The following is a 24,962-nucleotide window of genomic DNA, read 5'->3' on the forward strand; positions in this document are numbered from 1 at the left end:
GCGGCGCATGGACAATCCCCACCTGCCCCCCATATCTAGGGTTATGACAAACGACACCGATATTGCGATCATTGGCGGCGGGCTGAACGGCCCGACGCTTGCTTTGGCACTGGCCCGATCAGGGCAGCGCGTCACGCTGATTGACAGCGCAACGACGCAGGTTCGAAAGAACGCGGGTTTTGACGGGCGCGCCTATGCGCTGGCGCTGACTTCGATGCGGTTGCTCAGGGGCATCGGCGTTTGGGATGCCGTTGCCGATCATGCGCAACCGATGTTGCAGATCAAGGTGACCGACGGGCGCGCGGGCGAAGGCCCCTCCCCTCTCGCGATGCAGTTTGACCATGCCGAGATCGAGGAAGGCCCGATGGGCTATATGGTCGAGGACCGACACCTGCGCCGCGCCTTGCTGGATGCCGTGTCTGACGAAGCGCGGATCACCCAGATGAACGGCAAGACCGTCGTGGGCCAGACTGTTGATGCGACGGGGATCACCTTGGCGTTCAACAAAGGTAAACCGCTTCGGGCGGCGTTGGCTGTCGGGGCGGATGGGCGCGACAGTGGCACTGCCAATCGCGCTGGGATCAAACGCATCGGTTGGGGCTATGCGCAGAATGCGCTGGTCTGTGCCATTCAGCATGAAGCGCCGCATCATGGCGTGGCGCACCAGTTTTTTATGCCGCCAGGGCCGCTGGCGCTTCTGCCGCTGACGGGCAATCGTTCCTCCATCGTCTGGAGCGAGAGCGTGAGCAATGCCGCCGCGATCAATGCCCTGCCCGATGCCGATTACCTTGAAGTTTTGCGCCCGCGTTTTGGCAGCTTTCTGGGGGAAATATCACTGGCGGGCGCGCGCTATACCTTTCCGCTGAGCCTGTCGCTGGCACTGGAGATGGTCGCCCCGCGCGTAGCGCTGGTGGGCGATGCGGCGCATGGCGTCCACCCGATTGCCGGTCAGGGGCTGAACGCCGGCATGCGCGATGTCGCGGCCTTGGCGCAAGTGATTGAAGAAGCGGCAATGCGCGGCGAGGAGATCGGCAATATCGCGATGTTGCAGCGTTATCAGCAGTGGCGCCGGTTCGATAACGCTACGCTGGCACTGGCGACCGATAGCTTTAACAGGCTGTTTTCCAACGATAACCCGCTAATGCGGTTGGCGCGTGATGTGGGAATGGCCGCGATCAGCGCCCTGCCCGGTCTGCGGCGCGGATTCATACGCGAGGCCGCAGGTCTAACCGGAGAGCTGCCGCGGTTGATGCAGGGCGACTGAGCTTCCGCCAGCCCGCTCGCTCTAATCGATTGCGCGGGCTTCATCGACCAGCATGACGGGGATGCCATTGCGGATCGGATAGGCCAGATGCGCCGCGTCTGAGATCAACTCTTGGGCCGCCGCGTCATAGCGCAGGAGGGTGTGGGTACGCGGACAAACCAACGCCTCCAGCATCCGGCGGTCAAAAACTACTTCTGCATCGCTCACTGTATCATTCCCTCTTCCTGCCCGCCGCGCAGGGTGTATTCGATCAAGGTCACCAAAGTCTCGCGCCGTGTTTCTAGCGACGGGGCCTCCAGCAGCGCCTGTTTGTCTTCGGGCTCCAGATCCAGCATCATCGACAAGGAATTAATCAGCAATTCGTCGTCGGCTTCTGTCAAAGTATCCCAATCGGCAGACAGGCCGCGCTGGTCGAAGTAACGGCTGAGCAGATTGAGAAAGCCGTCACGCTCAAACGCGGTGTCAGTCTCGTCACAACCCAGGTCCCGCTCGAACCCGTCCCATTTCACGTCACAGCGACGGTAGGGGCAAAAGCCGTCAATCTCCTTGAGCACCCGAAACCGCGACACCCCGCCGAGTGTGATCATATAGCGCCCGTCTTCGGTTTCAGAGAACTGGGTGATCCGTCCGGCACAGCCGATGGTCTGCAACCCGTTGCCATCGCGCCCCGGCACCGCGTTGGGCTGGATCATGCCAATCATCCGCGCGTCGGTTTTCAAGGCATCCTCGACCATCTGCAAATACCGCGGCTCGAAGATATGCAGCGGCAACCGCGACCGTGGCAACAGCAACGCGCCAGCCAGCGGAAAGATCGCGATCGTTTCGGGCAACTCTGTTGGTGTGATCATGACAAGCGATCTAGCACGCGCCACGCCTCAGGCAAATATCATCGAGCTAAGCTTGCGACGACCGTTCAGCGCGATCGGATCATTGGCCTTCATCGCCTCGAAAATCGTGAACAACTGGACCTTGGCGGCCCCGTCGTTCCACTCGCGATCCCGGCGGAAAATGTCGAGCAGATGATCAACGGCTCCTTCGGCATCGCCCGTTGCATAGAGCGCCTGCGCCAGATCAAACCGCGCCTGCAGGTCATCCGGGTTTGCCTCGACAGCCGTGGCAAGCTCGGTCACGGGGCCCGCATCGGCGGCTTGCCGCGCCAGCAAAAGCTGTGCATGAGCGGCTTCCAGCTCCGGCGATTTGGAGATTTCGATTGGGGCACCGTTCAACAGCGCCTCGGCCTGATCAAGCTCGCCCATCGCGATATGCGCACGTACCATGCCGCCATAAGCGCCCGCGTGGTTCGGATCTTCGCCTAGAATCGCGGCAAAGGTCTGCGCGGCATCGGCGGCAGAACCTTCGGTCAGCATGTCTTCGGCGGCCTCTACCGCTTCGGCCAGCTGATCCCCCGGGGCTTCGCCGCCGGCGGCTTTCACGACGCGATCAACAAAGGCTTTGATTTCGGATTCGGGCTGTGCGCCCTGAAAGCCGTCAATCGGCTGGCCTTTGTGAAAGGCATAAACCGTCGGGATCGACTGGATTTGCAACTGACCCGCGATCATCTGCGCTTCGTCGACGTTGACCTTGACCATCTTGACCGCGCCTTTGGCTGCGATCACGGCTTTCTCAAGCTGGGGGCCAAGTGTCTTGCAGGGGCCACACCACGGCGCCCAGAAATCCACGATGATCGGGGTGTGCTGCGAAGCCTCGACCACATCGGTCATGAAGCTCGCCTCGTCGCTGTCCGAAATCAAATTTGCATCAGGCGCGCCCGACAGGTTCAGTTCCATCATCTCAATATCCTCGCTTGCTCGCGTTTGTCTCTATATGAGGGCTGAAGCCCTAGAATCAAAGGTCGAAACTGGCAAAAACCGGCACGTGGTCGCTGGGTTGCTCCCATCCGCGCACCACGCGCTGGATGTGGCTGGAGTGTCCGGCCTGCGCTATGTCCTTGGTGGCCCATATATGATCGAGCCTGCGGCCCTTATCGGCGCTATCCCAATCGGCGGCGCGGTAGGACCACCAGCTATAAAGGTTGCCCTGCGGAATATCCTGCCGCGTGATGTCGACCCAATTGCCCGCGTCCTGCACTTGCCCCAGCGCCTCGACCTCGACGGGCGTGTGGCTGACGATCTTGAGCAGCTTCTTGTGGTCCCAAACGTCATCCTCACGCGGGGCAATGTTCAGATCACCAACCAGAATGGATTTTTCCGGTGCCTCGCCATGAAACCAGTCACGCATCTCGGAAAGGTAATCGAGCTTCTGGCCAAACTTCTCGTTAATTTCGCGGTCGGGCTTGTCGCCGCCTGCGGGGACGTAAAAGTTGTGGATGGTGACGCCATTTTCCAATTTTGCGGCAACGTGCCGCGCGTGGCCGAGTGCTGCAAAATCACTGCCCCCGACGTCCTCCAGCGGCAGTTTGGACAGGATCGCTACGCCGTTATAGCCCTTCTGCCCACGCGCCACCATGTGGGTATAGCCCGCGGCCTTGAACGCCTCGACAGGGATCTTGTCGACGGGGCTTTTACACTCCTGCAAGCACAGCACATCTGGCCCATGCTCGGCCAGCATCCGCAACACCAGCCCCTCGCGCAGGCGGACCGAGTTGATGTTCCAAGTGGCGAGGGAAAAAGACATGGGCGCAGGCTCCGGCAATGGGGAATTTGCGCGCAACCTAACGTTTGCGGCCCGCCGCTGCCATGCCGAAATCAGACGATGTAAGGACGGGGCGATTGTCCGAGATAAAAAAAGGGCCGGACACTTAAGTCCGGCCCAGTCCAACAGGGAGGTATACGTCATTTCCCGGACGCAAACTTCGGGTTCAAACCGATTGGCGAGTCATGAAAACCTCGCCACTCAGGTTTCCAACGGCACAGATCAACAAAAGTTCCGAAACTTATGAAGACAAACGATAGCCGCCGGATTCAGTCACCAGCAAACGCGCATTAGATGGATCAGGCTCGATCTTCTGACGCAGGCGGTAAATGTGGGTTTCCAGCGTATGGGTCGTGACGCCGGCGTTGTAGCCCCAAACCTCATGCAACAGCACCTCGCGCGGCACCACCCCATCGCTGGAGCGATAGAGGAATTTGAGAATATTGGTTTCTTTTTCGGTCAGACGGACTTTCTTGTCGTCTTCGGTGATCAACACTTTCATCGACGGCTTGAACATATACGGCCCAAGCTGGAATACCGCATCCTCTGATTGTTCGTGCTGGCGCAACTGGGCGCGGATGCGGGCGAGCAGAACCGGAAATTTGAAGGGCTTGCTGACATAATCATTTGCGCCCGCATCAAGGCCCAGAATGGTGTCGGCATCGCTGTCATGGCCGGTCAGCATCACAATCGGGCTTTTAACGCCCTGCTTGCGCATCAAGCGGCACAACTCGCGGCCATCGGTATCGGGCAGGCCGACATCGAGAATCACCAGATCATAGATCATTTCTTTGGCGCGGGTCATCGCATCGGCACCGTTGGCAGCTTCGAAAACATCGAAGTCTTCGGTCATGATCAACTGCTCGCTCAGCGCGTCGCGCAGATCGTCGTCATCATCGACAAGCAGGATTTTCTTGAGTTGGGCCATATTGTTCTCCGTTCTCTTCCTATCACAGATGCGTCATGAGTGGGGTCACGACAAGGTTTGCACCCGAACTTTCACGGCCTCGTGTTAGGTTTCGGTCGAATGTTTCAATTCTCGGCCTGCTCGCTTACATAACATGCAATTGCCACCAAAAAGTGTAACACCGCAGATGAGCTTTGCCCCCGACATTACCGAACAACTGGCGCGGGCGCGTGCCGATCTGCGCATGGGCGTGCCAGTTGTGTTTGCCGGGCCCTCCGGCGTTCTGGTTTTAGCGGCAGAGACTTTGGCCCCGCAGCGCTTGGCCGATGTACTCGCTCTTGGCGGCACGCCGGTACTGGCAATCACGGCGCGGCGCGCCACAACGCTCAAGGCGCGGGCCTATGATGGTGATCTGGCGCGGGTGATCCTGCCCGAAGATGCCACCCCTGCATGGGTGCATAGCATCGCCAACCCTGCTGATGATTTGCGCGCCCCGCTGAAGGGACCGTTCAACTGCGCCAGAGGCGGCAATGCGGACGCCCACCGCGCCGCCCTTCGCCTGACCAAATCTGCCCGCCTGCTGCCTGCCGCCTTGGTGCTTGATCTGCCTGATGCGCGAGGATTTGCAGCAACCCACGGGCTAACCTGCCTTGACCTCGCGACCGCCGCTCCCGCACTGGAGGAGCGCAGCCCGCTCTATCCCGTGGTGAATGCGCGGTTGCCGATGGAGGCGTCCGAGGCCGGGCGTTTGCATGTGTTCCGCCCCGAGGATGGCGGCGAGGAGCATTATGCCATCGAAATCGGTCGGCCTGATCGGTCTAAACCGGTGCTGACACGGCTGCATTCGGCTTGTTTTACCGGTGATCTAATGGGCAGCCTCAAATGCGACTGCGGCCCGCAGCTCCACGCCGCATTGGCACAAATGGGGGCCGAGGGGCATGGCGTATTGCTCTACCTCAATCAGGAGGGGCGTGGCATCGGCCTTGCGAACAAAATGCGGGCCTATTCCTTACAGGATCAAGGGTTTGATACCGTCGAGGCCAATCATCGCCTCGGCTTCGAGGATGACGAACGCGATTTCCGGCTTGGCTCTGATATCCTGAAATCGATGGGTTTCTCGGCAGTGCGACTGCTGACCAACAATCCTCGTAAGGTCGAGATGATGCAGGCGAGTGGCATCGACGTGACCGAGCGTGTGCCGCTGGCAGTGGGCGAGAACCGCCACAACAGCGCCTATCTGGCCACCAAGGCCGCAAAGTCCGGCCATCTGCTGTGACGCCCGATGATTTGGTGCTGACCCGACAGGGGCTGCGGTTTCAGGGGCGGCTTTGGCCCTGCTCCATCGGCAAGGGCGGTGTTACGTCCCACAAGCGCGAGGGCGACGGCGCGACCCCGCGCGGCAGTCACCGCATTGTCGGCATGCTTTACCGGCCTGACCGGATCGTCGCGCCTACCGCATGGGCAACGCCGATTGGCCCGCGCGACCTGTGGTCGGATGCGTCCGGTGCGCCGGATTATAACCACCTTGTCCGTGCCCCCTACCCCGACAGCCACGAAGCCTTGCGCCGCGCCGATCCGCTCTATGATCTGGTGTTGGTCACGGATTGGAACTGGCCTGACGCTCAGGCGGGGTGCGGCTCGGCTATTTTTATTCACCAATGGCGGCGTCCGGGGTATCCGACCGAAGGCTGCGTCGCATTTGACCGCGCAGACCTCACCCGGATCGCCACGCGGATCACGCAGCGGAGCTGTTTGATCGTCCGCTAGCCCCTACCCCTCAGGCAGGCACGCGTTCGCCGAAGATCGCGGAGCCGACACGCACATGGGTCGCCCCCAATGCGATGGCCCGCTCGAAATCGCTGCTCATCCCCATCGACAATCCTTCAAGACCGTTGCGCGCGGCAATCTTGGCCAGCAGCGCGAAGTGCAGCGCAGGCTCGACGTCGACAGGCGGGATGCACATCAACCCTTTGACGGGCAGATCAAGCGCGCGGCAATCGGCAACAAAGGCATCCGCCTCGCTGGGCAAAACGCCTGCCTTCTGCGCCTCCTCCCCAGTGTTGACCTGCACAAACAGATCGGGACAGCGGCCCATTTCCTGCGCGAGGCGGGCAAAGGATTGCGCCAGCTTAGGGCGATCAAGCGAATGGATCGCATGAAACAGTTCCATCGCTGCACGGGTTTTATTGGATTGCAGCGGCCCGATAAGATGGAGGTCTAGCCCGTCAAAATCCTCGGCAAAGGCAGGCCATTTGCCAGCCGCTTCCTGAACCTTGTTCTCACCAAAGCAACGATGGCCCTCTTCCAGCACGGCGCGCACGCGGGCGTCGGGCTGGACCTTGCTGACGGCAATCAGCGTGACAGAGCCTGCGGTGCGGCCTGCATCTGCTTCGGCTTTGGCGATTCTGGTGGTGATGTCGTGCAGGGGCATGGCCGGTTCTCCGCTAAGATTTGGGGCACAGAACACCAGCCTTGCACAAAAGAAAAGGGGCAGACCAATGGCCTGCCCCTCTAACCGTAATGTGGTTCAACTTAGAAGTTGAAGCGCACACCCATGTCGACAACTGTCGAGTCGTTGCTCAAGCTGGCAATACCACCGCGGAGCGATGTACCGCCACCGAGGTCGTGGTTGAAGTCGATGCCGTAGGATGTTTCCGCGAAGTAATCCGCGTCAGCAACGTAAACTTCTACGTCTGTAGCTGCGCCCACGTCGAAACGACCGGACAGAACCCAGTGATCGCCATCTGTACCGTTGTCAGCATAGGCCAGAGTAACGTCTGCTGGGCCGAAGGAACCGCCAACCGAAGCAGCAAACTCGGTGTCAGTTGCCGAGTCGGAGTCTTGACCACCGATTGCAAACGTCCAACCGCTCCATGTGTATGCAGCGTGAGCAGCAATACGGTCATTGAAGTCGGAAGCCGATACGTGAACCGAGAAGTCGCCCATGGAGTACAGGACTTCAACGCCGTTCATGCCGGCTGAGCCTTCTTCGTCAGAGTCGTATGCATCGCCGCGGAAGTTGTACGCGGTGTAGTCATAGCCCAGACCGGTCAGGCCAAGGTCGATTGGGTACATGCCAGGCATGAATTCCAGAGCGCCGTAGATGTTGCCAACGCCAACTTCCAGACCACCGGAACGGGCGAAGAAACGCACGCCGTTGATGCCTGTTTCAGTGCGGTCAGCACGGTAATCAACGTCGCCGTCGCCGTCGCGGTCGGTGCCAACGCTATCAATCGAAGCGGCGCCATCGTTGTCCTGCTGGATACGAGCACGGGCACCGAAAGTAACGCCTGCGTCAGATTCAGCTGTCGCGTCGATCTGCAGACGGAAGCGTGACGTGATGTCTGTGGAGTCACCAGCAGCTGTGTCTGTGTACTGGATACCAAAGCGGCCGTAGCCACCGAATGTAACGTCTGCAGCAGCAACGCCGGCGGTCGCAACCAGAGCCGTTGATGCGAAGAGAACTTTTTTCATGAGTTTTCCCTCGGTTTGAATTCACATGCCCAAACCGGGGAATCCGGTAAGGGTATGAAGGGTGTTTGCATCCAATCCCCCCCTCATGGCAAGACGCCTGCACAGGTCGAACACAATGCTGCCGCCAATGGTGCAGCTTTGCCACAGTTCGCCACACCTGTTAATACAGCAGTACTACAACGCGGCATCGGCAGGGTGCTCGGCAGCAGCGGTTCTTTCGCGCTACAGCACTGGAAAACAGCAGAATCAGCATGGCTACATATGCCTTGCCCACATGGGCCAGCTTGGTTAGACCAGTGACCAAACAGGCAAAGGATCGCTGGAATGGCACGTCAAACCGTTTGCAGAGTTGCGTTAACACTTATGGTCGTCGCTACATTGGGCGCTTGTGGCTTTCGCGGCTTGGGTCCGGCTACGGCGCGCCCCGAGACCTATAGCAACGCCAACAACCCCAATAACATCGAGACCGACCAATCAAATACGATCTGGTCGATCTTTGGCGCCAAGAACGCCGGTAGCGATGTCGCGGTGAACAAATACCTCTGGTCGGCATCGCTCGAAGTGCTGAACTTCCTGCCGGTCCAGTCTGTCGATCCGTTCACCGGCGTGATCGTAACCGGCTACGGCACGCCTCCGGGCGGCGGCACGGCTTACCGCGCAACGGTATTGATTGACGATCCCGCGCTTGATGCACGCTCGCTGAATATCGCGCTGCAAACCAGCGGTGGCCGACCGGTAAATGCCGCAACCGCCCGCGCTGTCGAGGATGCGATTCTCAGCCGCGCCCGTGAGTTGCGCATCGCCGACGCCAAGTTCTGAACCCGCCCTCTTTCATCACTGCTCATGCGCCGGGTTCTGTATTCCACAACAGCCCGGCGTTTTTCATGTTACAAGGTCCTGACCCCGATGCCCCGATATACCCCCGCCGAAATCGAAGCCCGCTGGCAGCAGGCATGGGAAAAAGACGCCGTGTTCAAGGCTGTCCGCTCGGCTGACAAGCCCAAGTACTATGTGCTTGAGATGTTCCCCTATCCGTCGGGGCGCATCCACATGGGCCATGTGCGCAATTATACGATGGGCGACGTGATCGCGCGCTACAAGCTCGCCACCGGGCACAACGTGCTGCATCCAATGGGCTGGGACGCCTTCGGGATGCCCGCCGAAAATGCCGCGATGGCGATCGGCGGCCACCCCAAGGATTGGACCTACGGCAATATCGCCGACATGCGCGCACAGATGAAACCGCTCGGCCTCAGCATCGACTGGTCGCGCGAATTCGCCACCTGCGATCCGGAGTATTATGGCCAGCAGCAGGCGCTGTTCCTCGATTTCCTGCAAGAGGGCCTAGTCTACCGCAAGAACGCCGTGGTGAACTGGGATCCCGTCGATATGACTGTTCTGGCGAATGAGCAGGTCGAGGCCGGTCGCGGCTGGCGCTCGGGCGCTTTGGTGGAACGGCGCGAACTGACCCAGTGGTTCTTTAAAATCTCCGACCACTCAGAGGAGTTGCTTGCCGCACTCGACAGCCTTGATAACTGGCCCGCGAAGGTAAAACTGATGCAGGCCAACTGGATCGGCAAGTCGCGCGGGCTGCAATTCGCCTTCTCGACCATTGATGCGCCTGTGGGCCACGACCGGATCGATGTCTATACCACCCGCCCTGACACGCTACTCGGTGCTTCCTTTGTAGGCATCTCGCCCGACCATCCGCTGGCCAAACTGCTGGAGCGCGACAACGCCGACGTCGCGGCCTTCTGCAATCAATGTCGCCAAGGTGGCACCACCGAAGAAGCCATCGAGACCGCCGAGAAGCTCGGCCTTGATACCGGCATCCGCGTGCGCCACCCCTTTGACACCGCGCGCGAGTTGCCCGTGTATATCGCCAACTTCATCCTGATGGACTACGGCACCGGCGCGATCTTTGGTTGCCCCGCGCATGATGCGCGCGATTTTGAGTTCGCAACCAAATACGGCCTGCCAATCATCTCGACCTTCCTGCCGTCCGAGGATGCCAGCCCGAAACTGGCCGAAGCCTTTGTGCCCGCCAAAACCGAGAAAGTGTTCTACAACCTCGGGTTCGCGGGCGATGCATGGCAGACCGGCCTCGAAGCCATCGACGCGGCCATCGCCTTTTGCGAGGAAAACGGCGTCGGACAAGGCGTGACCAAGTACCGCTTGCGTGATTGGGGCCTGTCGCGGCAGCGCTATTGGGGCTGCCCGATCCCCGTGGTGCATTGCGACACCTGCGGCGTGGTGCCCGAAAAGAAAGAGAACCTCCCGATCGAGCTGCCCTACGACGTCACTTTTGACGTGCCGGGCAATCCGCTGGACCGCCATCCGACATGGCGCGACTGTGCCTGCCCGGCTTGCGGCGCTGCGGCCAAGCGCGAAACCGACACGATGGATACCTTCGTCGATTCGTCATGGTACTTCGCCCGCTTCACTGCACCCCATGCCGACACCCCGACAGTGCTGGAGGACGCCGCCTATTGGATGAACGTCGATCAGTATATCGGCGGTATCGAGCACGCGATTCTGCACCTGCTCTATTCGCGCTTCTTTGCCCGTGCGATGCAGATCACCGGCCACTTGCCAGAAAGCGCCATCGAGCCTTTCGACGCGCTTTTTACCCAAGGCATGGTGACGCATGAGATTTACCAGACCCGCGAGGATAATGGCCGCCCAGTTTATCACCTGCCCGAAGACGTGACTGACGGCAAACTCGCTGATGGCACGGCGGTCGAGATTATCCCCTCGGCGAAAATGTCGAAGTCCAAAAAGAACGTTGTCGATCCACTTAGCATCATCTCGGCTTACGGCGCCGATACGGCGCGCTGGTTTGTGTTGTCCGATTCGCCCCCCGAGCGGGACGTGGAATGGACTGCAAGCGGTGCCGATGCAGCGTTCAAGCATCTTGGCCGCGTCTGGAACATCTCGGAGCGCATTCTCGAGATGGCCCCCGACACCGCCGGCGAGGGTGACGACGCGCTGTTGCGGGCGATGCACAAGACCATCAACGACGTGACCATGGGGGTCGAATCTTTTGGCTTCAACGCGGCGATTGCCAAGCTCTATGCCTTCACCGCCACCTTGCAGAAATCAAAGGCCGGCCAAGCGGCACAGCGCCAAGCGATCATGACACTGGCGCAACTGATGTCCCCGATGACACCGCACCTCGCGGAGGATATTTGGGCAGCGCAGGGCGGCGAAGGGCTGATCGTGACGGCGCCCTGGCCCAAGGCCGATGAGGCGATGCTGGTCGATGACACCGTGACCCTGCCAATCCAGATCAACGGCAAGCGCCGCGCGGAAATTCAGGTTCCTGCTGACATGCCGAAGGAAGAGGTTGAAAAAATCGCGCTGGCCCACGAAGCTGTCATTCGGACGCTGGACGGGGCCACCCCGAAAAAGGTCATCGTAGTACCGGGACGGATTGTGAATGTCGTTGCTTAACCGACGCACTGCACTGTTGATGCCGCTGGCGCTGGCCGCCTGCGGCTTTCAGCCGGTCTATGGGCCGGATGGCGCGGGCACGGCGTTGCAGAATCAGGTGCGCGTCGATGACCCGACGGACCGCAACGGCTATGTACTGACCCGCGAGCTAGAAACCCGCCTTGGCCGTGCGGCCAACCCGCGCTTTGGATTGGCGCTGATCATCGTGACCAGCGAGGACGGGCTTGCCATCGACAGCGAAGGCGATACCGACCGCTATAACATCCTCGGCTCGGCTGACTATGCGCTGCGCGATCTGGCCAGTGGGGCAATCCTCAGTTCTGGCAAGGTCGAGAACTTTACCGGCTATTCCGCAACCGGCACCACCGTTGCGACACTGGCCAGCCAGCAAGACGCGCAGGGACGCTTGATGACCATTCTGGCCCAACAGATCGTGACCCGCCTTTATACCGCCGACCTTTCGGCATGAAGCTCAGCCCCCGCGACGCTACGGGCTATTTCGCACGGCCCGATCCGGCCAAGACCGGCATCCTGATCTATGGCAGCGATGTGATGCGCGTGGCGATTAAACGTCAGGACCTGTTGCGCAACCTGCTCGGTGCCAAGGCCGACGAGGAAATGCGCCTGACCCGCATGTCAGCGACCGAGTTGCGCCGCGAACCTGCGATACTGCTGGATGCGATCAAGGCGGTCGGTTTCTTCCCCGGTCCGCGTGCAGCACTGGTAGAGGACGCCAACGACAACATTACGCAAATCCTGATTGATGCGTTAGCCGATTGGCAGGCAGGTGATGCGCAGATCGTGGTGACGGGCGGCGATCTCAAGAAAACCTCCAAAGTGCTCAAGGCCTTCGAGGCCCACAAAACCGCCTATGCCACGCCGATTTATGACAATCCTCCCGACCGCGCCGAGATTGAGAAACTGCTGAAAGACGCCGATCTCTCCCCCGATTCTAATGCGATGGCGGCGTTGAACGATCTGGCCCGCGCCTTGGCCCCCGGTGATTTTCGCCAGACACTGGAAAAGCTGACGCTCTATAAACTGGGCGACACCACGCCGCTGGTGCTGGAAGACGTCGCCGCCTGCGCCCCCACCTCGACCGAGGCCGAGGTCGATGACATCCTGCATGTGGTCGCCGAAGCCCGCGCAAGCGATATCGGCCCGGTGATGAACCGCCTTCAAGCCCAAGGCGTCAACGCCGTGACCCTGACAATCCAAGCCACCCGCTATTTCCGCGCCTTGTACCGGATTGCCGCCAATCCCGGTGCACCGGTTTACGGCCTACGCGACCGTGACCGCGCCATCCGGCAGGCCAAAAACTGGGGCGCATCCAAGCTGGAAACAGCGCTCGGCGTGCTGACCGATACCGATCTTACCCTCCGCTCCGCCGGACAACGCGCCCCCGCGCTGGCCTTGGTGGAACGCGCCTTTATCCGTCTGGCGATGCTGGGCGCACAACGCTGACCCTTTGAAAGGACCCCAAATGTATACCGTTGTCGGAGCCGTAAAATCCCGCGCTTTCCGCGTCATGTGGATGTTGGAAGAAATGGGCATCGCCTATGATCACAACCCCGCTGCGCCCCGTTCGGACGAGGCGAAAAAATTCAATCCGTCTGGCAAGATCCCCGTCCTGGTAGACGGCGATGATGTGTTGACCGATTCGGTCGCGATCATGACCTATCTGGGCGACAAACACGGCAAGCTAACTGCGCCCGCAGGCACGCTCGCACGGGCGCGCCAAGATGCGCTGACCTTCTGGCTGATCGACGAATTTGACGCGATCCTTTGGGCGGCGGCAAAACACAGCTTCATCTTCCCCGAAGAAAGCCGCGTGCCCGAGATCAAAGACAGCCTCAAGTCGGAGTTTGTGCGCTCGGCCAATCTGTTGGCAGAGCGGATCGAGGGCCCCTACTTATGCGGCGACAGCATGACCCACGCCGATATTCTGGCGACGCATTGCATCAACTGGTCCATCGGGGCGGGTTTTCCGCGCGTGAATGACAAGCTGGGCAATTGGGCCAAAACCGTGCGCGACCGCACGGCGTTCAAAGCGACTTTGGCAAAGGGCGATTAACTCCCTCCCGTGCAGGCTAGCGTTTCGCTAGCCACGCCGCGGCGTTTGCCCCTGCCCATCGGCCTGTCGCAAGGCAGGCCGAGATCAGATAGCCTCCGGTCGGGGCCTCCCAATCTACCATTTCACCAGCGACGAATACCCCCGGCAGATCGCGCAGCATCAGCGCCTCGTCCAGCGCCGGGAATGCAACGCCGCCAGCCGTCGAGATCGCCTCGTCCATCGGGCGCAGGCCCGCATGGTTGATCGGCAGGTTTTTAATCACCCGCGCCAAGGCGCGCAGCCCGTCGGGCAAGGGGCGCGCCATCTCCTGCAACAGCGCAATCTGGGCAGTGTTCAGCTTCAATGTTTTACGCAGATGGGTGGCGAGACTGGCCTTGCCGCGCGGGCGGGTCAGCTTGGTCAGCAATTCGGCTACGGTGAAATCTGGCAACAGATCGAGCGTCAGAGCGTGGCCCTCGCGCACGCCGCGCGACACGGAGTAGATGCCGCCACCCTCAAGCCCGTGGCGCGAAATCGTCGCTTCGCCGCGCGACACATAAGGCCCCGCCGACCACGCCGCCCCTTTAAGCGGGGTGCCGAAATGGCGGGTCATATGGTCTGACCATGCGATGGCAATGCCTGCGTTGGCGGGCGCGAATGGCGAGGTGGCAACGCCCTGCGCGCCCAGCACCTCTGCCCAGGTGCCAGTGGCCCCCAGTCGGGACCAGCTAGCGCCGCCCAAAGCCAGCACCGTCACATCTGCCTGCAAAGTTTGCGGTCCTTGCGGCGTCTCGAAGGTCAGCACCGCGTTCTGCGCCGCCCCGTCCCAGCCGGTCCACGCCCAGCGTGTGTTGATTTGCACACCGGCCTCGGTCAGCCGCACCAGCCAAGCCCGCAACAGTGGTGATGCCTTCATCACTTTTGGAAAAACCCGTCCGGTGGTGCCGGTAAAAACCTCCTGCCCCAACCCTTGCGCCCATTCCTGCACTTTCTGTGCATCGAATGCCGCCAAGACCGGCGCCAATGGCTCTGCCGCATCCGTGAAAGCGTGCAAAAAGGCCTCGGGTGTTTCGGATTTGGTCAGGTTCAACCCCGATTTTCCCGCCATCAGGAATTTGCGCCCGACCGATGGTTTGGCTTCACACAGGGTCACCGCATGGCCCGCCGCGGCGAGCATTTCCGCGGCCATCAGGCCAGCAGGGCCCGCGCCAATGACAACAGCTTGGCTCATGCCAGAACTCCAAAGACGGCGCGGGGGGCGATGAACATGGGCAGACCTTGCTGTGACGGATGAATACGCCATCCTCTTGCAGGACCACGCCCGCAGGAGCAAGCAATTTGCCCATGAATATCACGATCCTGCGCGTTCGCCCGTGCCGAATACCGTCGAATTAGGGCAAAAGCAGCAAAGGGCGCGTCAGCCCCTTAACCGCCATTTGGGCAAACGCATACACGCGGTGGTGCCAGCTTCATCGACGATAACCTCGAATTCACCGCCATGCAGCTCAACCAATCTACGAGTTAGGGGGAGACCCAGACCCAAGCCCCCACCAGTACCACGCCGTTCGACGTCGCCGCCGACGATGAACGGCTTGTAAAGCTCTGACAGTTCGACGCTTTCATCAATCTTGCCGTTATCGTTGACCCGCAATTCAATATCGCCATCATGGTTTTGCCCGATGTAAAGGCTAATGATATCACCGCCATGCAGGACCGAATTCATCAACAGTGAGATCAGACAGATCTTGATATGGGCCTTATCGGCCAGAATCGCCGCTGGCAGATCACAGACCGGAACATGGAATGTCTTGCCCCCCGCTTCGGCAGCGGTGGTGTGGTCATCGGCAATATCTCGGGCAAGCTCGGCCAGATTGGTCGTTTCTTCCTTAAGCCGCAACTCGCCGGTCCGCATGTCGCTGAATTCAAGGATCGTCGCGATCAGCTTGGAGAGGTGGTCGCTGGACTTAATCGCGCTTTGCGACAGCTTCTTGTTAATCTCGCCCTCAAGCCGCGTGTCCAACATCCGGATGGAGCCGTGAATGATCGTCAGTGGTGTACGCAATTCATGCCCGACGAGTGTCAAAAAGGTATCTTGGCTGGATGTCGGGGGCGGTGCGGCGGCCTGCGCCGGGGCCTTTTCCAAGGCAGCAACCACAGCGCGGCCCAGTTCGGTGAGGATATCGAGGTCTTTCTCAGACGGGGCGGCATGGGCCACGAAATCTAGAACGCACAGGCTGCCAAAGCGAAATCCTGACGACAGGATCAACGGCACGCCCGCGTAAAATCGGGCCTGCGGTCCACCCTCGGCGACCATCGGGTGGTCTTTGAATTTGGGGTCAAGGCTCAGGTCCGGCACCACCATCGGCGTGCCTGCCATGATGGTATGGGTGCAGAACGAGTTGTTCTTGGGCATTTCTTCAAGCTCGATCCCGACGACCGATTTATACCACTGGGTGTTTTCTTCAACGACACTGATATGGGCGATCGGGCAATCAAACAGCCGCTTTGCCGCCATACAAAGTGTATCGAACAACACTTCATTCTCGCGCGTCAGACCTGGCACATTCTGGACCGCCATCACGCGGGAGTCTTCGTTGAAAGGGACGGGGAATGTCTTCACTGTGCTACACTCGCTAAACTCGGGTTACCATTTGATGTGCGACCTGCATTGACGGGTTGGCCGCTGTTGTTAACTAAAATTAAAATACAATTTGGGCCAAAGTGTGGTCACTGTTTCGCATCTCTTAACAAAACTGTTTCAACCTTGGCACTTGGCAGGAAAGAGACAATGAACTGCGCCTTTGGCTGCCGTCCATCGAGCGTCGGCAGAGCGCCGCCATCATCGCTGCGGCAGGGCACTCAGTATGGCCGACACAGTTGCCCGCGCCCCCTGCGACGGCCTACAACCACGTCAGAGGCAAAAAACAGGAGCATAAAAATGCGCAAAGCAATAATCCCCGCCCTTCTGGCATTCGCGCTCGTCGTACTGCCCGATGTGAACCCCGCCGCCGCCGCAACGCGCGGCGATTATGAAGTCGGCGGCGTCGCCGAGGACAATCTGCTGAAAATGCGCGCAGGTCCGGGCACGGGCTATCAGGTGATCTTGGGGCTACCCAACGGCACTGCGCTGCGCGTGCACAAATGTACGCAAACTGGCGGCACCCGGTGGTGTGAAGTGTCATTGGCGCAAGCGCGCGCGATTTCAGGCTTTGTGTCATGGGCCTATTTGCGCGAGCGGTAGAGCGATCATTCTGGTTCTGCCGCCACGCTCGGGCGGCAGAACCAGAATGGCCTTAGGTCTCGGCCTGCGTGCCCGCGCACATCTGCTTAATCCCCGTGGCGATTTCAGGGGCGGCCGCGAGTGTATCGACTGCAAGCCCGTGCACATGGGTCATCAGATCTTCTGCCGCGACAACGCGGTCCACCAACCCAAAGCCGAGCGCCTCCTCCGCGGTGATCTTCTGCCCGCCCATCAGGATCAGCTTGGCCCGCGCCGGACCGATTAGTGCAGCCATCCGCGCCGGGTCGGACGGTTGCGGCAAAAAGCCCAGCTTCATCACCGGATAAAAGAACTTCGCCGCTGGCACTGTGACGCGCAGATCACAGGCCAAAGCCATGCCCATCGCACCCCCCGCCAATGTGCCGTTCAGCGCCGCGATGCTCAGCCCCGGTAAGGCGGCAATCGCGCCCGACAAACGCTCCCACACATCGGAGCGGGCGAGGCCGGCGCGGGCTTCGTCCAGATCGGCCCCGGCGCTGAAAACCTTGCCCTGCCCTGTCAGGATGACAACGCGAGCGGCCTGCGCACGCTCCATAAGGTCGGCCAACTGCAACAGCATGTCATGGGTCAGCGAATTGGCCTTGTCGGGACGGTTGATGGTCACCGTCCAGACGTCGCCCGCGCGATCAAGCTCGATCATAACAGGCCCACCGCTTTACGGATTGCCTCGTCCCGCAGCGAGATTTCCTTGCCAATATATCCGTCTGCTTCGGCGCTGCACATCCACAGCAAGGCGCGTGCGGGCCAGTCGGCGGGCACGTGGTCTTCCCAGTTCAGCTTGCTGACAGGATTGATGCCCGAGGCCTTGATCTCGCGCTGCATGGTGGTGGCCACCGTGCCGGGCGACAACCCGATAGCGCGGATGCCGTTGGCAGCTTCTTCTTCATCCACACAGCGGGTCAGCATATGAACCGCCGCTTTGGAGGCGCAGTAATGGCTCCACGCCTCGATCGGGCTATGTGCCGCACCAGAGGAGATCGTCAGGATCGAGCCGCCACCCGCCCGTTTCATCACGGGCAATGCGGCGCGCATCCCGTTGAAGACACCCTTGAGATTGATATCGATCACCTGCGCCCATTTGTCAGGATCGGCATCGGCCAGCCGCGAGATCGGCTCGATCACGCCGGCGTTGTTAATCATCACATCCAGCCCGCCAAAAGCTTGAACAGTTGTTTCAACGGCAGAGGAAACTTCGGTGTAGCGGGCGACATTGCACGGCACCGCAATCGCACGCGGGCCAATTTCACCGGCCAGATTGGCGATCTCGTCCTGACTGCGCGCCAGCAACGAGACATTGGCCCCCGCTGCGGCGAAAACCCGCGCAGCTTCGGCACCAATTCCACGGCTCGCACCGGTTATCAGTACTGTTTTACCGGTCATATCCATCGCAAGGCTCCGTTTCGTCGGTTTGAGGTTTTGCATCCACAGCGCGGCCTGTGGTAATCTCGCGATCAAGCGGGGTCCAGCCCCACGGCCTGATTTGGCGCTGACATACCGTCAGTCCAGTCTTGGCCCGTATTATTGCAGAGGAATTTGAACATGTCCCGTATTTCAGTAACGTCAGTCGCTTGGGCCCTGCCCTTTGCCCTCGTGTCGCAGGCAGCCTTGGCCGATCTGACCCCGACCGAGGTCTGGGGCGATTGGCGCGCCTATCTGGAAAGCGCCGGTTATACGGTAGAAGCGGGCGAGGCCGTGGCCGGTAACGCGCTGACCGTCAGCAACATCCGTCTGGGTATGCCAATGCCTGCCGACGAGGGTGTCGCTAATTTGTCGCTCGGCACGCTGACCTTCCAGCAGAACGCCGACGGCTCGGTTTCGGTGGTGATGCCAGCGGTGCAGCAGTTGCGCATGCACATGACAGCGGCAGAGCCTGACGCCAAGCCTGTTCAGCTTGATCTGTCGTTCACCCAGAACGGTCATGCGCTGACTGCACGCGGATCAATCGAAAACATCACCTACGACTATGCCGCCGAAAGTCTTGCGATGGTGTTGGACCAATTGCAGGTCGGGGATGAGACCTACGGCGAGCAGAACGCCAAGTTCAAACTGGCCGCGACAGGCGTCAAGAACGCGACGACCGTCACCGTCGACCAAGTGCGCAGCTATCAGCAAACGGGCACCATTGCATCGGTTGAATACGATATTTTCGTCGATAATCCCGAAGATTCCACCAAGCTGAAACTGGCAGGCGGTCTGTCGGGTCTGACGCTGGACGGTGGCGGGGCGATCCCGCTGGAGATCATTGACGCCGAAGATATGGCCGCGATGATCAAGGCGGGCTTCAAGGTCTCGGGGCAAATAGCCTATGCGCAAGGCCGCTCGGATGCCGAGCTGACGGACCCCGAGAACGGCAGTTTCAAAGCCGCGACGACCTCGGGCGGTGGGACCCTTGATATGAAGATGGGCGCCGAAGGGCTGGCCTATTCCGGTGCGCAAAAGGATTTGGCTGTCGCCGTGAATGTCGCGGAAATGCCCTTCCCGATCGAATTCAGCATGGCCGAGGGCGGCTTCAATCTGGCAGTTCCGGTTAGTAAATCCGAAACCCCGCAAGGCTTCGCATTGGGGCTGACACTGGCACAGTTCAAAATGTCCGATCTGATCTGGAGCATCTTTGATCCCGCAGGCCAGTTGCCGCGCGATCCTGCGACGCTCAAGGTTGATCTGGCGGGCAAAGCGACCATGCTGACCGATATTCTTGATCCGGAAGCGGCGGCCAAGCTCGGCGACACCCCTCCCGGCAAGTTGGAGACACTGCGCGTCAACACTTTGTTGCTGGATGCTGTCGGCGCCAAGTTGAGCGGCAGCGGTGATGTGACGTTTGACAACACCGACACCACCACCTTTGATGGCATGCCCAAACCCGAAGGTGCGCTTGATCTGTCGCTCGCGGGCGGCAACGCGCTGCTGGACAAGCTGGTGGCGATGGGGTTGATCCCTGCAGATCAAGCGATGGGTGCGCGGATGATGATGGGCCTTTTCACCGTTCCGGGCGACGCGCCGGACACGCTGAAATCCAAAATCGAGTTCACGCCGGACGGGCAGGTATTGGCTAACGGCCAACGGATCAAATAATCCTGCAATGATCGCTAGAACAGACCAAGGCGCGCTTCATTGGCGCGCCTTTTCTTATGGCAACACCAAAGCGACTTGCGCGCGCCCTGACGGCAAATATCGGGGCGGCCCTTGCCCCAGCGCCCTGCGGGGGTTACCTGACGAGGCGACCCCAAGCCGGAGCCCCTTGATGACCAAGCCCCTTGATGCGCTGACACATGCCCTTTTGCAGGCCGCCCGCGCGGCAGGTGCCGATCAGGCCGATGCGATGGCAGTACGCGCGCAATCTGTCTCTATCGCCGTACGCGGCGGCGCTTTGGAACAGGCCGAACGGTCAGAAGGGACTGACATCGGCCTGCGGGTCTTTGTCGGCCAGCGTCTGGCGAATGTCTCCGCCTCCGACACCTCCGAGCGGACGATCACCGAAATGGCCGAACGTGCCGTTGCGATGGCACGCGAAGCCCCTGAAGATCCCTATGCAGGACTTGCCGCTCCCGATCAGCTGGCCCCCGACTGGGATGTCGATGTACTTGAATTAAACGATCCGACCGCCGCGCCCACGCCCGAGCAGTTGCACGAAGATGCTGCGCGCGTCGAAGCCGCAGCGCTGGCGGTTAACGGCGTGACCCAGGTCCAATCGGCCAGTGCAGGCTATGCCTCGCAAGAGATCCACCTCGCCGCCAGCAACGGGTTTGCGGGCGGTTATGGTCGCACCGATCGCGGACTTTCGGGCGTTGCCATCGCGGGTAGCGGTGCCAAGATGGAGCGGGACTATGATGGCGACAGCCGGATTTTTCAGGCCGATCTGCGCAGCGCCGAAGACATTGGCAATTCGGCGGGCCAGCGCGCCTTGGTGCGTATGGATGCCCGCAAGCCCCCGACCGGCACCTATCCGGTGCTGTTCGACGAACGGATTTCGGGCAGCCTGATCGGCCATTTGCTGGGCGCGATCAATGGTGCCGCCATTGCACGCGGCGGCTCGTGGTTGCGCGACGCGATGGGCACGCTGGTCCTGCCCGAGGGCCTGTCGATCCTCGAGGACCCGCACCGCCCCCGCGCCACAAGGTCACGCCCCTTTGATGCCGAAGGCTTGCCCACCGCGCAGCGCGAAATTGTCACCGACGGCGTACTTCAGGGATGGACGCTCGACCTTGCCGCAGCACGCAAGCTGGGGCTTAAGCCGACCGGCAACGCCTCGCGCGGCACCTCAAGCGGGCCATCGCCGAGCACGTGGAACATTGCGCTTACCCAAGGCAGCGCCACCCGCGCCGACCTGATCCGCGATATGGGGACCGGCCTGCTGGTGACCTCGATGATCGGCAGCACCATCAACCCGAACACCGGTGATTATTCGCGAGGGGCCGCCGGACTTTGGGTCGAGAACGGCGAGATCACCCATGCCATCAACGAATGTACCATTGCGGGCAATCTGCGCGACATGCTGCGGGCCATTGTGCCCGCCAATGACGCGCGTCCTCACTTGGCGCATGTGGTGCCATCGCTTCTGGTGCCGGGAATGACCCTTGCCGGCGCATGACCTCCCCCTGCTGATCGACGCTGCGCGTAAAGCGGGGCAAGTGGCAACCGGATACGCCGGTGCCACGGCGCAGCGCTGGGACAAACCCGATGGCGCAGGGCCGGTGACCGAAGCCGATCTTGCGGTGAACGATCTGTTGCTGACTACGCTGCGCGGCGCGCGGCCCGGATACGGCTGGCTGTCGGAGGAAACCGAAGACACCGATGCCCGCCTCGGCCACGACCACGTGTTTATCATCGACCCGATCGATGGCACCCGCAGCTTTGTCGAAGGCTCCGACACTTGGGCCCATGCGCTCGCGGTAGCAGAGCGCGGGATCGTCACGGCGGCGGTGGTCTATCTGCCGATGCTCGACAGGCTTTATGCCGCCTCACTGCACGGCGGGGCCACGTTGAACGGCGCCCCGATCAACGCCTCCTCCGGCACCGATCTGCAAAACGCGACCGTGCTGGCCGCCAAGCCCGCGCTCATCGCGAGCAACTGGAAGGGCAGCGTCTGTCCACAGTTCAAGCGCAGTTACCGCCCGTCACTGGCCTACCGTCTGGCACTGGTCGCCCAAGGCCGCTTTGATGCGATGATAACGCTGCGCCGCAGTTGGGAATGGGACATCGCTGCCGGTGCCTTGATCGTCAGCGAAGCCGGCGGTCGCTGCACCGACAGGACCGGCAGCGCGTTGCGCTTTAACAACCCCGATCCACGCTTGAACGGGGTAGTTGCAGGGGGGGCAACGGTCCACGGCGCGCTGACCTCGGCCCTTGCGTGACCGGCGCCATCTGCTACCCAATAGTCAACAACCATGCAAAGGAAATGCCATGACCCAGCGCCTGCACCTTGTCTTTGGCGGCGAGCTTGTCACCCCGACCGAGACGGCCTTTAAGAACGTAGATGACATCCATGTTGTCGGTATCTTCCCCAATTATGCGGCCGCTTACGATGCGTGGAAGAACGAGGCACAGCGCACCGTGGACAATGCCCATATGCGCTATTTCATCGCCCACCTGCACCGCTTGCGCGACGAAGAGGCACCCGCCTCCTCGACCGAAGAGCTGGGGTAAACCCATTTGGGGCAGTCGTTGGGGCTGACGGCATATCGGGCGCTCGCGCGTCGGGCTGAGGCGCGGGTTGCGCCGCCCGAGGTGCTGCGCCCGCGTGGCGAATTGCTGTGGATTCATGCGGCAGAGCCGGGGAATTTGATCGCCGTGCAGGATTTGGCCCTACGGCTGATCGCGGCGCGTGTCGGGCTGCATGTCCTAATCACTTTGCCCGAAGGCACACCCCCGCCCGCCCCGCAGGGCGACCCTGAAAGCGATGGGCCGGTATTTGATACGGTGCCGAACGAACACCCCCACAGCATCGCGGCCTTTCTCGACCACTGGAAACCTGATGCGATGGTTTGGGTTTGGGGGGCGCTGCGGCCCAACCTGATCCTTGAAACGGCCTTGCGGGGCTGTCCGATGTTTCTGGTCGATGTCGGCACGGGAGGTTTTGACGGGCGCCGGGATCGCTGGTTGCCCGACCTCACCCGCGCGCTGCTTTCAAAATTCGAGCTCGCGCTGACTCGCAGCGACGCGGGACGCAAAAGGCTGGTCAGCCTCGGCATGCGCGCCGAGCGGGTCGAGGTAACCTCGGCGCTGATGGCGGGCGGGCAAGCGCTGCCGTGTTATGACAGCGATCTTGCTGATCTTTCGCGCGCCTTGGGCGGACGCTCGGCATGGTTTGCCGCCCAGGTGCAGGCGGGCGAGATTGATACCGTGCTTTCTGCCCATAGCAACGCTTTGCGCCTGTCGCACCGTTTGCTGCTGATCCTGAACCCTGCTTCGCCCGATCTGGCGGAGGTCGCCTATGACCGCGCCAAGGCGCGGAACTTCGATGTGCTCCGCTGGGGAGGGCCAGCCATGCCCGATGACACTATTCAGGTGATGATCGTCGATGACATCTCCGATCGCGGACTGTTCTTTCGGGTGGCGCCTGTGTCGTTTTTAGGCTCGTCGCTGGTCTCCGACCAAGGCGGGTCCGATCCATTCGAGGCCGCGGCCTTGGGGTCGGCAGTGCTCTATGGTCCGCGAGTGCGTAACTTCCTGCCTTCCTATACGCGACTGGCCGCTGCCGGTGCGGCACGCATCGTGAATGACGCCGCTGCGCTCGGAACAGCCGTCTCGCGGCTCATTGCGCCAGATCAGGCGGCGGCGATGGCCCATGCGGGCTGGGATGTGATCAGCCAAGGGGCCGCGCTGACCGATCGCGTGACCGATCTGGTACAGGATGCACTGGATATGCGGGCGGGTAGCGCATGAGCCGCGCACCGAAGTTCTGGCATCTGCCGAAGCCCGACTGGCGCGCGCGCGCCCTTTCCCCGCTGGGTGCGCTCTATGCCCGCGCTACAGCGCGGCGGCTGGCGCAGGGCGTCCCTGCGAAGATGGATATTCCAGTGGTCTGCGTTGGCAACATCAACGCGGGCGGCACCGGCAAAACCCCCACTGTCATGGCCGTCGTCGAGCGATTGCGCGACCGTTTCCACACGCCGCATATCGTCTCGCGTGGGCACGGCGGCACGCTGGAAGGGCCCGTGCAGGTCGATCCGGCACGCCACACCGCTGCCGATGTCGGAGACGAACCCTTGTTGCTGGCGGCCTTTGCCGAGGTTTGGGTCGCCCGCGACCGCGCCGCTGGTGCGCGTGCGGCGCAGGCGGCGGGGGCCAGTGTGATCGTGCTGGACGACGGCTTTCAAAATCCGGCGGTGGCCTATGACCTCAGCATCGTCGTGGTAGATGCGGTCAAGGGCTTTGGGAATGGGCTCTGCCTGCCTGCAGGGCCGCTGCGCGAGCCGGTGTCGGTTGGGCTGGCGCGGGCCGATATGGTAATCTCAATTGGCGACAGCGCCGCGCAAGACAGTTTTGATACACGCCCCCTGCCCGCCCATCTGCCCCATGTCCGCGCCGAGCTTGCGCCTCTGCAAACCGGCATGGACTGGGCCGATGCGCGGGTGCTGGCCTTTGCAGGTATCGGCCATCCGGAGAAGTTCTTTGCCACGCTGCGCGGCCTCGGCGCTACATTGATCCAAGCGCAGCCGCTGGATGATCACCAGCCGCTGACCACTGCTCTGATGACCAGGTTGGAGAGCGAGGCGCGATTGCGCGGCGCGCAGCTTGTCACCACCGAGAAGGACGCCGTGCGCCTGCCGCCCGCTTTTCGCATGAAGGTGATCAGCCTGCCGGTGAGACTAAAACTGGCTGAGGATAACGCGCTGTTTACCGCATTAGACGCGCTGCCGCGTCCTGACTGATCTGCCCG

At 61.2% G+C, this 24,962-nt stretch carries 26 protein-coding genes; 15 read left to right on the forward strand and 11 right to left on the reverse strand.

Annotation, left to right across the window (positions count from 1 at the left end):
- Positions 1-43: 43 nt before the first annotated feature.
- On the forward strand, positions 44-1,264 hold the full coding sequence (locus BM174_RS04840; RefSeq protein ID WP_093922715.1) for a UbiH/UbiF/VisC/COQ6 family ubiquinone biosynthesis hydroxylase: 1,221 nt from the start codon (positions 44-46) through the stop codon (positions 1,262-1,264).
- A 21-nt stretch (positions 1,265-1,285) separates the two neighbouring features.
- On the opposite strand, the gene BM174_RS04845 is transcribed toward BM174_RS04840, so the two are convergent.
- From BM174_RS04845 to BM174_RS04865, 5 genes are all read right to left on the reverse strand, one after another.
- Positions 1,286-1,438: a Trm112 family protein gene (locus BM174_RS04845; protein ID WP_177209423.1), complete on the reverse strand. Its 153-nt coding sequence runs from the start codon at positions 1,436-1,438 to the stop codon at positions 1,286-1,288.
- Positions 1,439-1,467: 29 nt separating this feature from the next.
- On the reverse strand, positions 1,468-2,112 hold the full coding sequence (locus BM174_RS04850) for an LON peptidase substrate-binding domain-containing protein (RefSeq protein WP_093922717.1): 645 nt from the start codon (positions 2,110-2,112) through the stop codon (positions 1,468-1,470).
- Positions 2,113-2,139: 27 nt separating this feature from the next.
- On the reverse strand, positions 2,140-3,054 hold the full coding sequence (trxA, locus tag BM174_RS04855; protein WP_093922718.1) for a thioredoxin: 915 nt from the start codon (positions 3,052-3,054) through the stop codon (positions 2,140-2,142).
- A gap of 55 nt (positions 3,055-3,109) precedes the next feature.
- On the reverse strand, positions 3,110-3,898 hold the full coding sequence (locus BM174_RS04860) for an exodeoxyribonuclease III (protein ID WP_093922719.1): 789 nt from the start codon (positions 3,896-3,898) through the stop codon (positions 3,110-3,112).
- Between the two features lie 259 nt (positions 3,899-4,157).
- Positions 4,158-4,844, reverse strand: a complete 687-nt coding sequence (locus tag BM174_RS04865) for a response regulator transcription factor (protein ID WP_093922720.1) — start codon at positions 4,842-4,844, stop codon at positions 4,158-4,160.
- A gap of 166 nt (positions 4,845-5,010) precedes the next feature.
- Between BM174_RS04865 and ribA the strand changes: the two genes are divergently transcribed.
- Positions 5,011-6,099 (forward strand): GTP cyclohydrolase II, encoded by a 1,089-nt coding sequence (gene ribA / locus BM174_RS04870; RefSeq protein WP_093922721.1) that lies wholly within the window; start codon positions 5,011-5,013, stop codon positions 6,097-6,099.
- Positions 6,096-6,590, forward strand: coding sequence for a L,D-transpeptidase family protein (locus tag BM174_RS04875; RefSeq protein ID WP_093922722.1), 495 nt, complete (start codon positions 6,096-6,098; stop codon positions 6,588-6,590). The genes ribA and BM174_RS04875 overlap by 4 nt, the downstream gene beginning before the upstream one ends.
- A gap of 10 nt (positions 6,591-6,600) precedes the next feature.
- On the opposite strand, the gene BM174_RS04880 is transcribed toward BM174_RS04875, so the two are convergent.
- Complete coding sequence (locus BM174_RS04880) at positions 6,601-7,254, reverse strand: YggS family pyridoxal phosphate-dependent enzyme (protein ID WP_093922723.1); 654 nt, start codon at positions 7,252-7,254, stop codon at positions 6,601-6,603.
- Between the two features lie 101 nt (positions 7,255-7,355).
- Positions 7,356-8,297: a porin gene (locus BM174_RS04885; RefSeq protein ID WP_093922724.1), complete on the reverse strand. Its 942-nt coding sequence runs from the start codon at positions 8,295-8,297 to the stop codon at positions 7,356-7,358.
- A gap of 324 nt (positions 8,298-8,621) precedes the next feature.
- Between BM174_RS04885 and BM174_RS04890 the strand changes: the two genes are divergently transcribed.
- From BM174_RS04890 to BM174_RS04910, 5 genes are all read left to right on the forward strand, one after another.
- Entirely contained in the window at positions 8,622-9,116 is a 495-nt protein-coding gene (locus BM174_RS04890) for a DUF3576 domain-containing protein (RefSeq protein WP_093922725.1), read from the forward strand.
- Between the two features lie 87 nt (positions 9,117-9,203).
- On the forward strand, positions 9,204-11,750 hold the full coding sequence (leuS, locus tag BM174_RS04895) for a leucine--tRNA ligase (RefSeq protein ID WP_093922726.1): 2,547 nt from the start codon (positions 9,204-9,206) through the stop codon (positions 11,748-11,750).
- A complete protein-coding gene (lptE, locus tag BM174_RS04900) occupies positions 11,737-12,219 on the forward strand; it encodes an LPS assembly lipoprotein LptE (RefSeq protein ID WP_093922727.1) in 483 nt (160 codons plus the stop codon). Before leuS ends, lptE begins: the two co-directional genes overlap by 14 nt.
- Complete coding sequence (gene holA / locus BM174_RS04905; RefSeq protein ID WP_093922728.1) at positions 12,216-13,214, forward strand: DNA polymerase III subunit delta; 999 nt, start codon at positions 12,216-12,218, stop codon at positions 13,212-13,214. The genes lptE and holA overlap by 4 nt, the downstream gene beginning before the upstream one ends.
- Before the next feature lie 19 nt (positions 13,215-13,233).
- Positions 13,234-13,824 (forward strand): glutathione S-transferase family protein, encoded by a 591-nt coding sequence (locus BM174_RS04910; protein ID WP_093922729.1) that lies wholly within the window; start codon positions 13,234-13,236, stop codon positions 13,822-13,824.
- Between the two features lie 16 nt (positions 13,825-13,840).
- On the opposite strand, the gene BM174_RS04915 is transcribed toward BM174_RS04910, so the two are convergent.
- Entirely contained in the window at positions 13,841-15,034 is a 1,194-nt protein-coding gene (locus BM174_RS04915; protein ID WP_093922730.1) for a TIGR03862 family flavoprotein, read from the reverse strand.
- A 186-nt stretch (positions 15,035-15,220) separates the two neighbouring features.
- Positions 15,221-16,381 carry a GAF domain-containing sensor histidine kinase gene (locus tag BM174_RS04920; protein WP_245766271.1) on the reverse strand — a complete coding sequence of 387 codons (1,161 nt, stop codon included), beginning with the start codon at positions 16,379-16,381 and terminating at the stop codon, positions 15,221-15,223.
- Between the two features lie 360 nt (positions 16,382-16,741).
- On the opposite strand from BM174_RS04920, the gene BM174_RS04925 reads away from it, so the two are divergent.
- Positions 16,742-17,044: an SH3 domain-containing protein gene (locus tag BM174_RS04925; protein WP_093922732.1), complete on the forward strand. Its 303-nt coding sequence runs from the start codon at positions 16,742-16,744 to the stop codon at positions 17,042-17,044.
- A 52-nt stretch (positions 17,045-17,096) separates the two neighbouring features.
- Here the strand turns inward: BM174_RS04925 and BM174_RS04930 are convergent, their stop codons facing one another.
- A complete protein-coding gene (locus BM174_RS04930) occupies positions 17,097-17,723 on the reverse strand; it encodes an enoyl-CoA hydratase/isomerase family protein (protein ID WP_093922733.1) in 627 nt (208 codons plus the stop codon).
- Positions 17,720-18,469: an SDR family oxidoreductase gene (locus tag BM174_RS04935; protein ID WP_093922734.1), complete on the reverse strand. Its 750-nt coding sequence runs from the start codon at positions 18,467-18,469 to the stop codon at positions 17,720-17,722. Before BM174_RS04935 ends, BM174_RS04930 begins: the two co-directional genes overlap by 4 nt.
- Before the next feature lie 153 nt (positions 18,470-18,622).
- Between BM174_RS04935 and BM174_RS04940 the strand changes: the two genes are divergently transcribed.
- From BM174_RS04940 to lpxK, 6 genes are all read left to right on the forward strand, one after another.
- Positions 18,623-20,155, forward strand: coding sequence for a DUF2125 domain-containing protein (locus BM174_RS04940; protein ID WP_093922735.1), 1,533 nt, complete (start codon positions 18,623-18,625; stop codon positions 20,153-20,155).
- 169 nt (positions 20,156-20,324) lie between these two features.
- Complete coding sequence (locus BM174_RS04945; protein WP_093922932.1) at positions 20,325-21,671, forward strand: TldD/PmbA family protein; 1,347 nt, start codon at positions 20,325-20,327, stop codon at positions 21,669-21,671.
- Positions 21,658-22,434 (forward strand): 3'(2'),5'-bisphosphate nucleotidase CysQ, encoded by a 777-nt coding sequence (locus BM174_RS04950; RefSeq protein WP_093922736.1) that lies wholly within the window; start codon positions 21,658-21,660, stop codon positions 22,432-22,434. The genes BM174_RS04945 and BM174_RS04950 overlap by 14 nt, the downstream gene beginning before the upstream one ends.
- 49 nt (positions 22,435-22,483) lie before the next feature.
- Positions 22,484-22,726: a DUF4170 domain-containing protein gene (locus tag BM174_RS04955; protein ID WP_093922737.1), complete on the forward strand. Its 243-nt coding sequence runs from the start codon at positions 22,484-22,486 to the stop codon at positions 22,724-22,726.
- A 6-nt stretch (positions 22,727-22,732) separates the two neighbouring features.
- Entirely contained in the window at positions 22,733-23,965 is a 1,233-nt protein-coding gene (locus BM174_RS04960; protein ID WP_093922738.1) for a 3-deoxy-D-manno-octulosonic acid transferase, read from the forward strand.
- Complete coding sequence (gene lpxK, locus BM174_RS04965; RefSeq protein WP_093922739.1) at positions 23,962-24,954, forward strand: tetraacyldisaccharide 4'-kinase; 993 nt, start codon at positions 23,962-23,964, stop codon at positions 24,952-24,954. The genes BM174_RS04960 and lpxK overlap by 4 nt, the downstream gene beginning before the upstream one ends.
- Positions 24,955-24,962: the final 8 nt, after the last annotated feature.

This window comes from Sulfitobacter brevis (assembly GCF_900112755.1).
GTDB lineage: Bacteria > Pseudomonadota > Alphaproteobacteria > Rhodobacterales > Rhodobacteraceae > Sulfitobacter > Sulfitobacter brevis.

Excerpts from the sequence above, each read along its gene's own strand:
- BM174_RS04840 (WP_093922715.1), top strand. The coding sequence starts at position 44 with ATGACAAACGACACCGATATTGCGATCATTGGCGGCGGGCTGAACGGC.
- BM174_RS04845 (WP_177209423.1), bottom strand. The coding sequence starts at position 1,438 with ATGCTGGAGGCGTTGGTTTGTCCGCGTACCCACACCCTCCTGCGCTAT.
- BM174_RS04850 (WP_093922717.1), bottom strand. The coding sequence starts at position 2,112 with ATGATCACACCAACAGAGTTGCCCGAAACGATCGCGATCTTTCCGCTG.
- trxA (WP_093922718.1), bottom strand. The coding sequence starts at position 3,054 with ATGATGGAACTGAACCTGTCGGGCGCGCCTGATGCAAATTTGATTTCG.
- BM174_RS04860 (WP_093922719.1), bottom strand. The coding sequence starts at position 3,898 with ATGTCTTTTTCCCTCGCCACTTGGAACATCAACTCGGTCCGCCTGCGC.
- BM174_RS04865 (WP_093922720.1), bottom strand. The coding sequence starts at position 4,844 with ATGGCCCAACTCAAGAAAATCCTGCTTGTCGATGATGACGACGATCTG.
- ribA (WP_093922721.1), top strand. The coding sequence starts at position 5,011 with ATGAGCTTTGCCCCCGACATTACCGAACAACTGGCGCGGGCGCGTGCC.
- BM174_RS04880 (WP_093922723.1), bottom strand. The coding sequence starts at position 7,254 with ATGCCCCTGCACGACATCACCACCAGAATCGCCAAAGCCGAAGCAGAT.
- BM174_RS04885 (WP_093922724.1), bottom strand. The coding sequence starts at position 8,297 with ATGAAAAAAGTTCTCTTCGCATCAACGGCTCTGGTTGCGACCGCCGGC.
- BM174_RS04890 (WP_093922725.1), top strand. The coding sequence starts at position 8,622 with ATGGCACGTCAAACCGTTTGCAGAGTTGCGTTAACACTTATGGTCGTC.
- leuS (WP_093922726.1), top strand. The coding sequence starts at position 9,204 with ATGCCCCGATATACCCCCGCCGAAATCGAAGCCCGCTGGCAGCAGGCA.
- lptE (WP_093922727.1), top strand. The coding sequence starts at position 11,737 with ATGTCGTTGCTTAACCGACGCACTGCACTGTTGATGCCGCTGGCGCTG.
- holA (WP_093922728.1), top strand. The coding sequence starts at position 12,216 with ATGAAGCTCAGCCCCCGCGACGCTACGGGCTATTTCGCACGGCCCGAT.
- BM174_RS04910 (WP_093922729.1), top strand. The coding sequence starts at position 13,234 with ATGTATACCGTTGTCGGAGCCGTAAAATCCCGCGCTTTCCGCGTCATG.
- BM174_RS04915 (WP_093922730.1), bottom strand. The coding sequence starts at position 15,034 with ATGAGCCAAGCTGTTGTCATTGGCGCGGGCCCTGCTGGCCTGATGGCC.
- BM174_RS04920 (WP_245766271.1), bottom strand. The coding sequence starts at position 16,381 with ATGGCGGTCCAGAATGTGCCAGGTCTGACGCGCGAGAATGAAGTGTTG.
- BM174_RS04925 (WP_093922732.1), top strand. The coding sequence starts at position 16,742 with ATGCGCAAAGCAATAATCCCCGCCCTTCTGGCATTCGCGCTCGTCGTA.
- BM174_RS04930 (WP_093922733.1), bottom strand. The coding sequence starts at position 17,723 with ATGATCGAGCTTGATCGCGCGGGCGACGTCTGGACGGTGACCATCAAC.
- BM174_RS04935 (WP_093922734.1), bottom strand. The coding sequence starts at position 18,469 with ATGGATATGACCGGTAAAACAGTACTGATAACCGGTGCGAGCCGTGGA.
- BM174_RS04940 (WP_093922735.1), top strand. The coding sequence starts at position 18,623 with ATGTCCCGTATTTCAGTAACGTCAGTCGCTTGGGCCCTGCCCTTTGCC.
- BM174_RS04945 (WP_093922932.1), top strand. The coding sequence starts at position 20,325 with ATGACCAAGCCCCTTGATGCGCTGACACATGCCCTTTTGCAGGCCGCC.
- BM174_RS04955 (WP_093922737.1), top strand. The coding sequence starts at position 22,484 with ATGACCCAGCGCCTGCACCTTGTCTTTGGCGGCGAGCTTGTCACCCCG.
- lpxK (WP_093922739.1), top strand. The coding sequence starts at position 23,962 with ATGAGCCGCGCACCGAAGTTCTGGCATCTGCCGAAGCCCGACTGGCGC.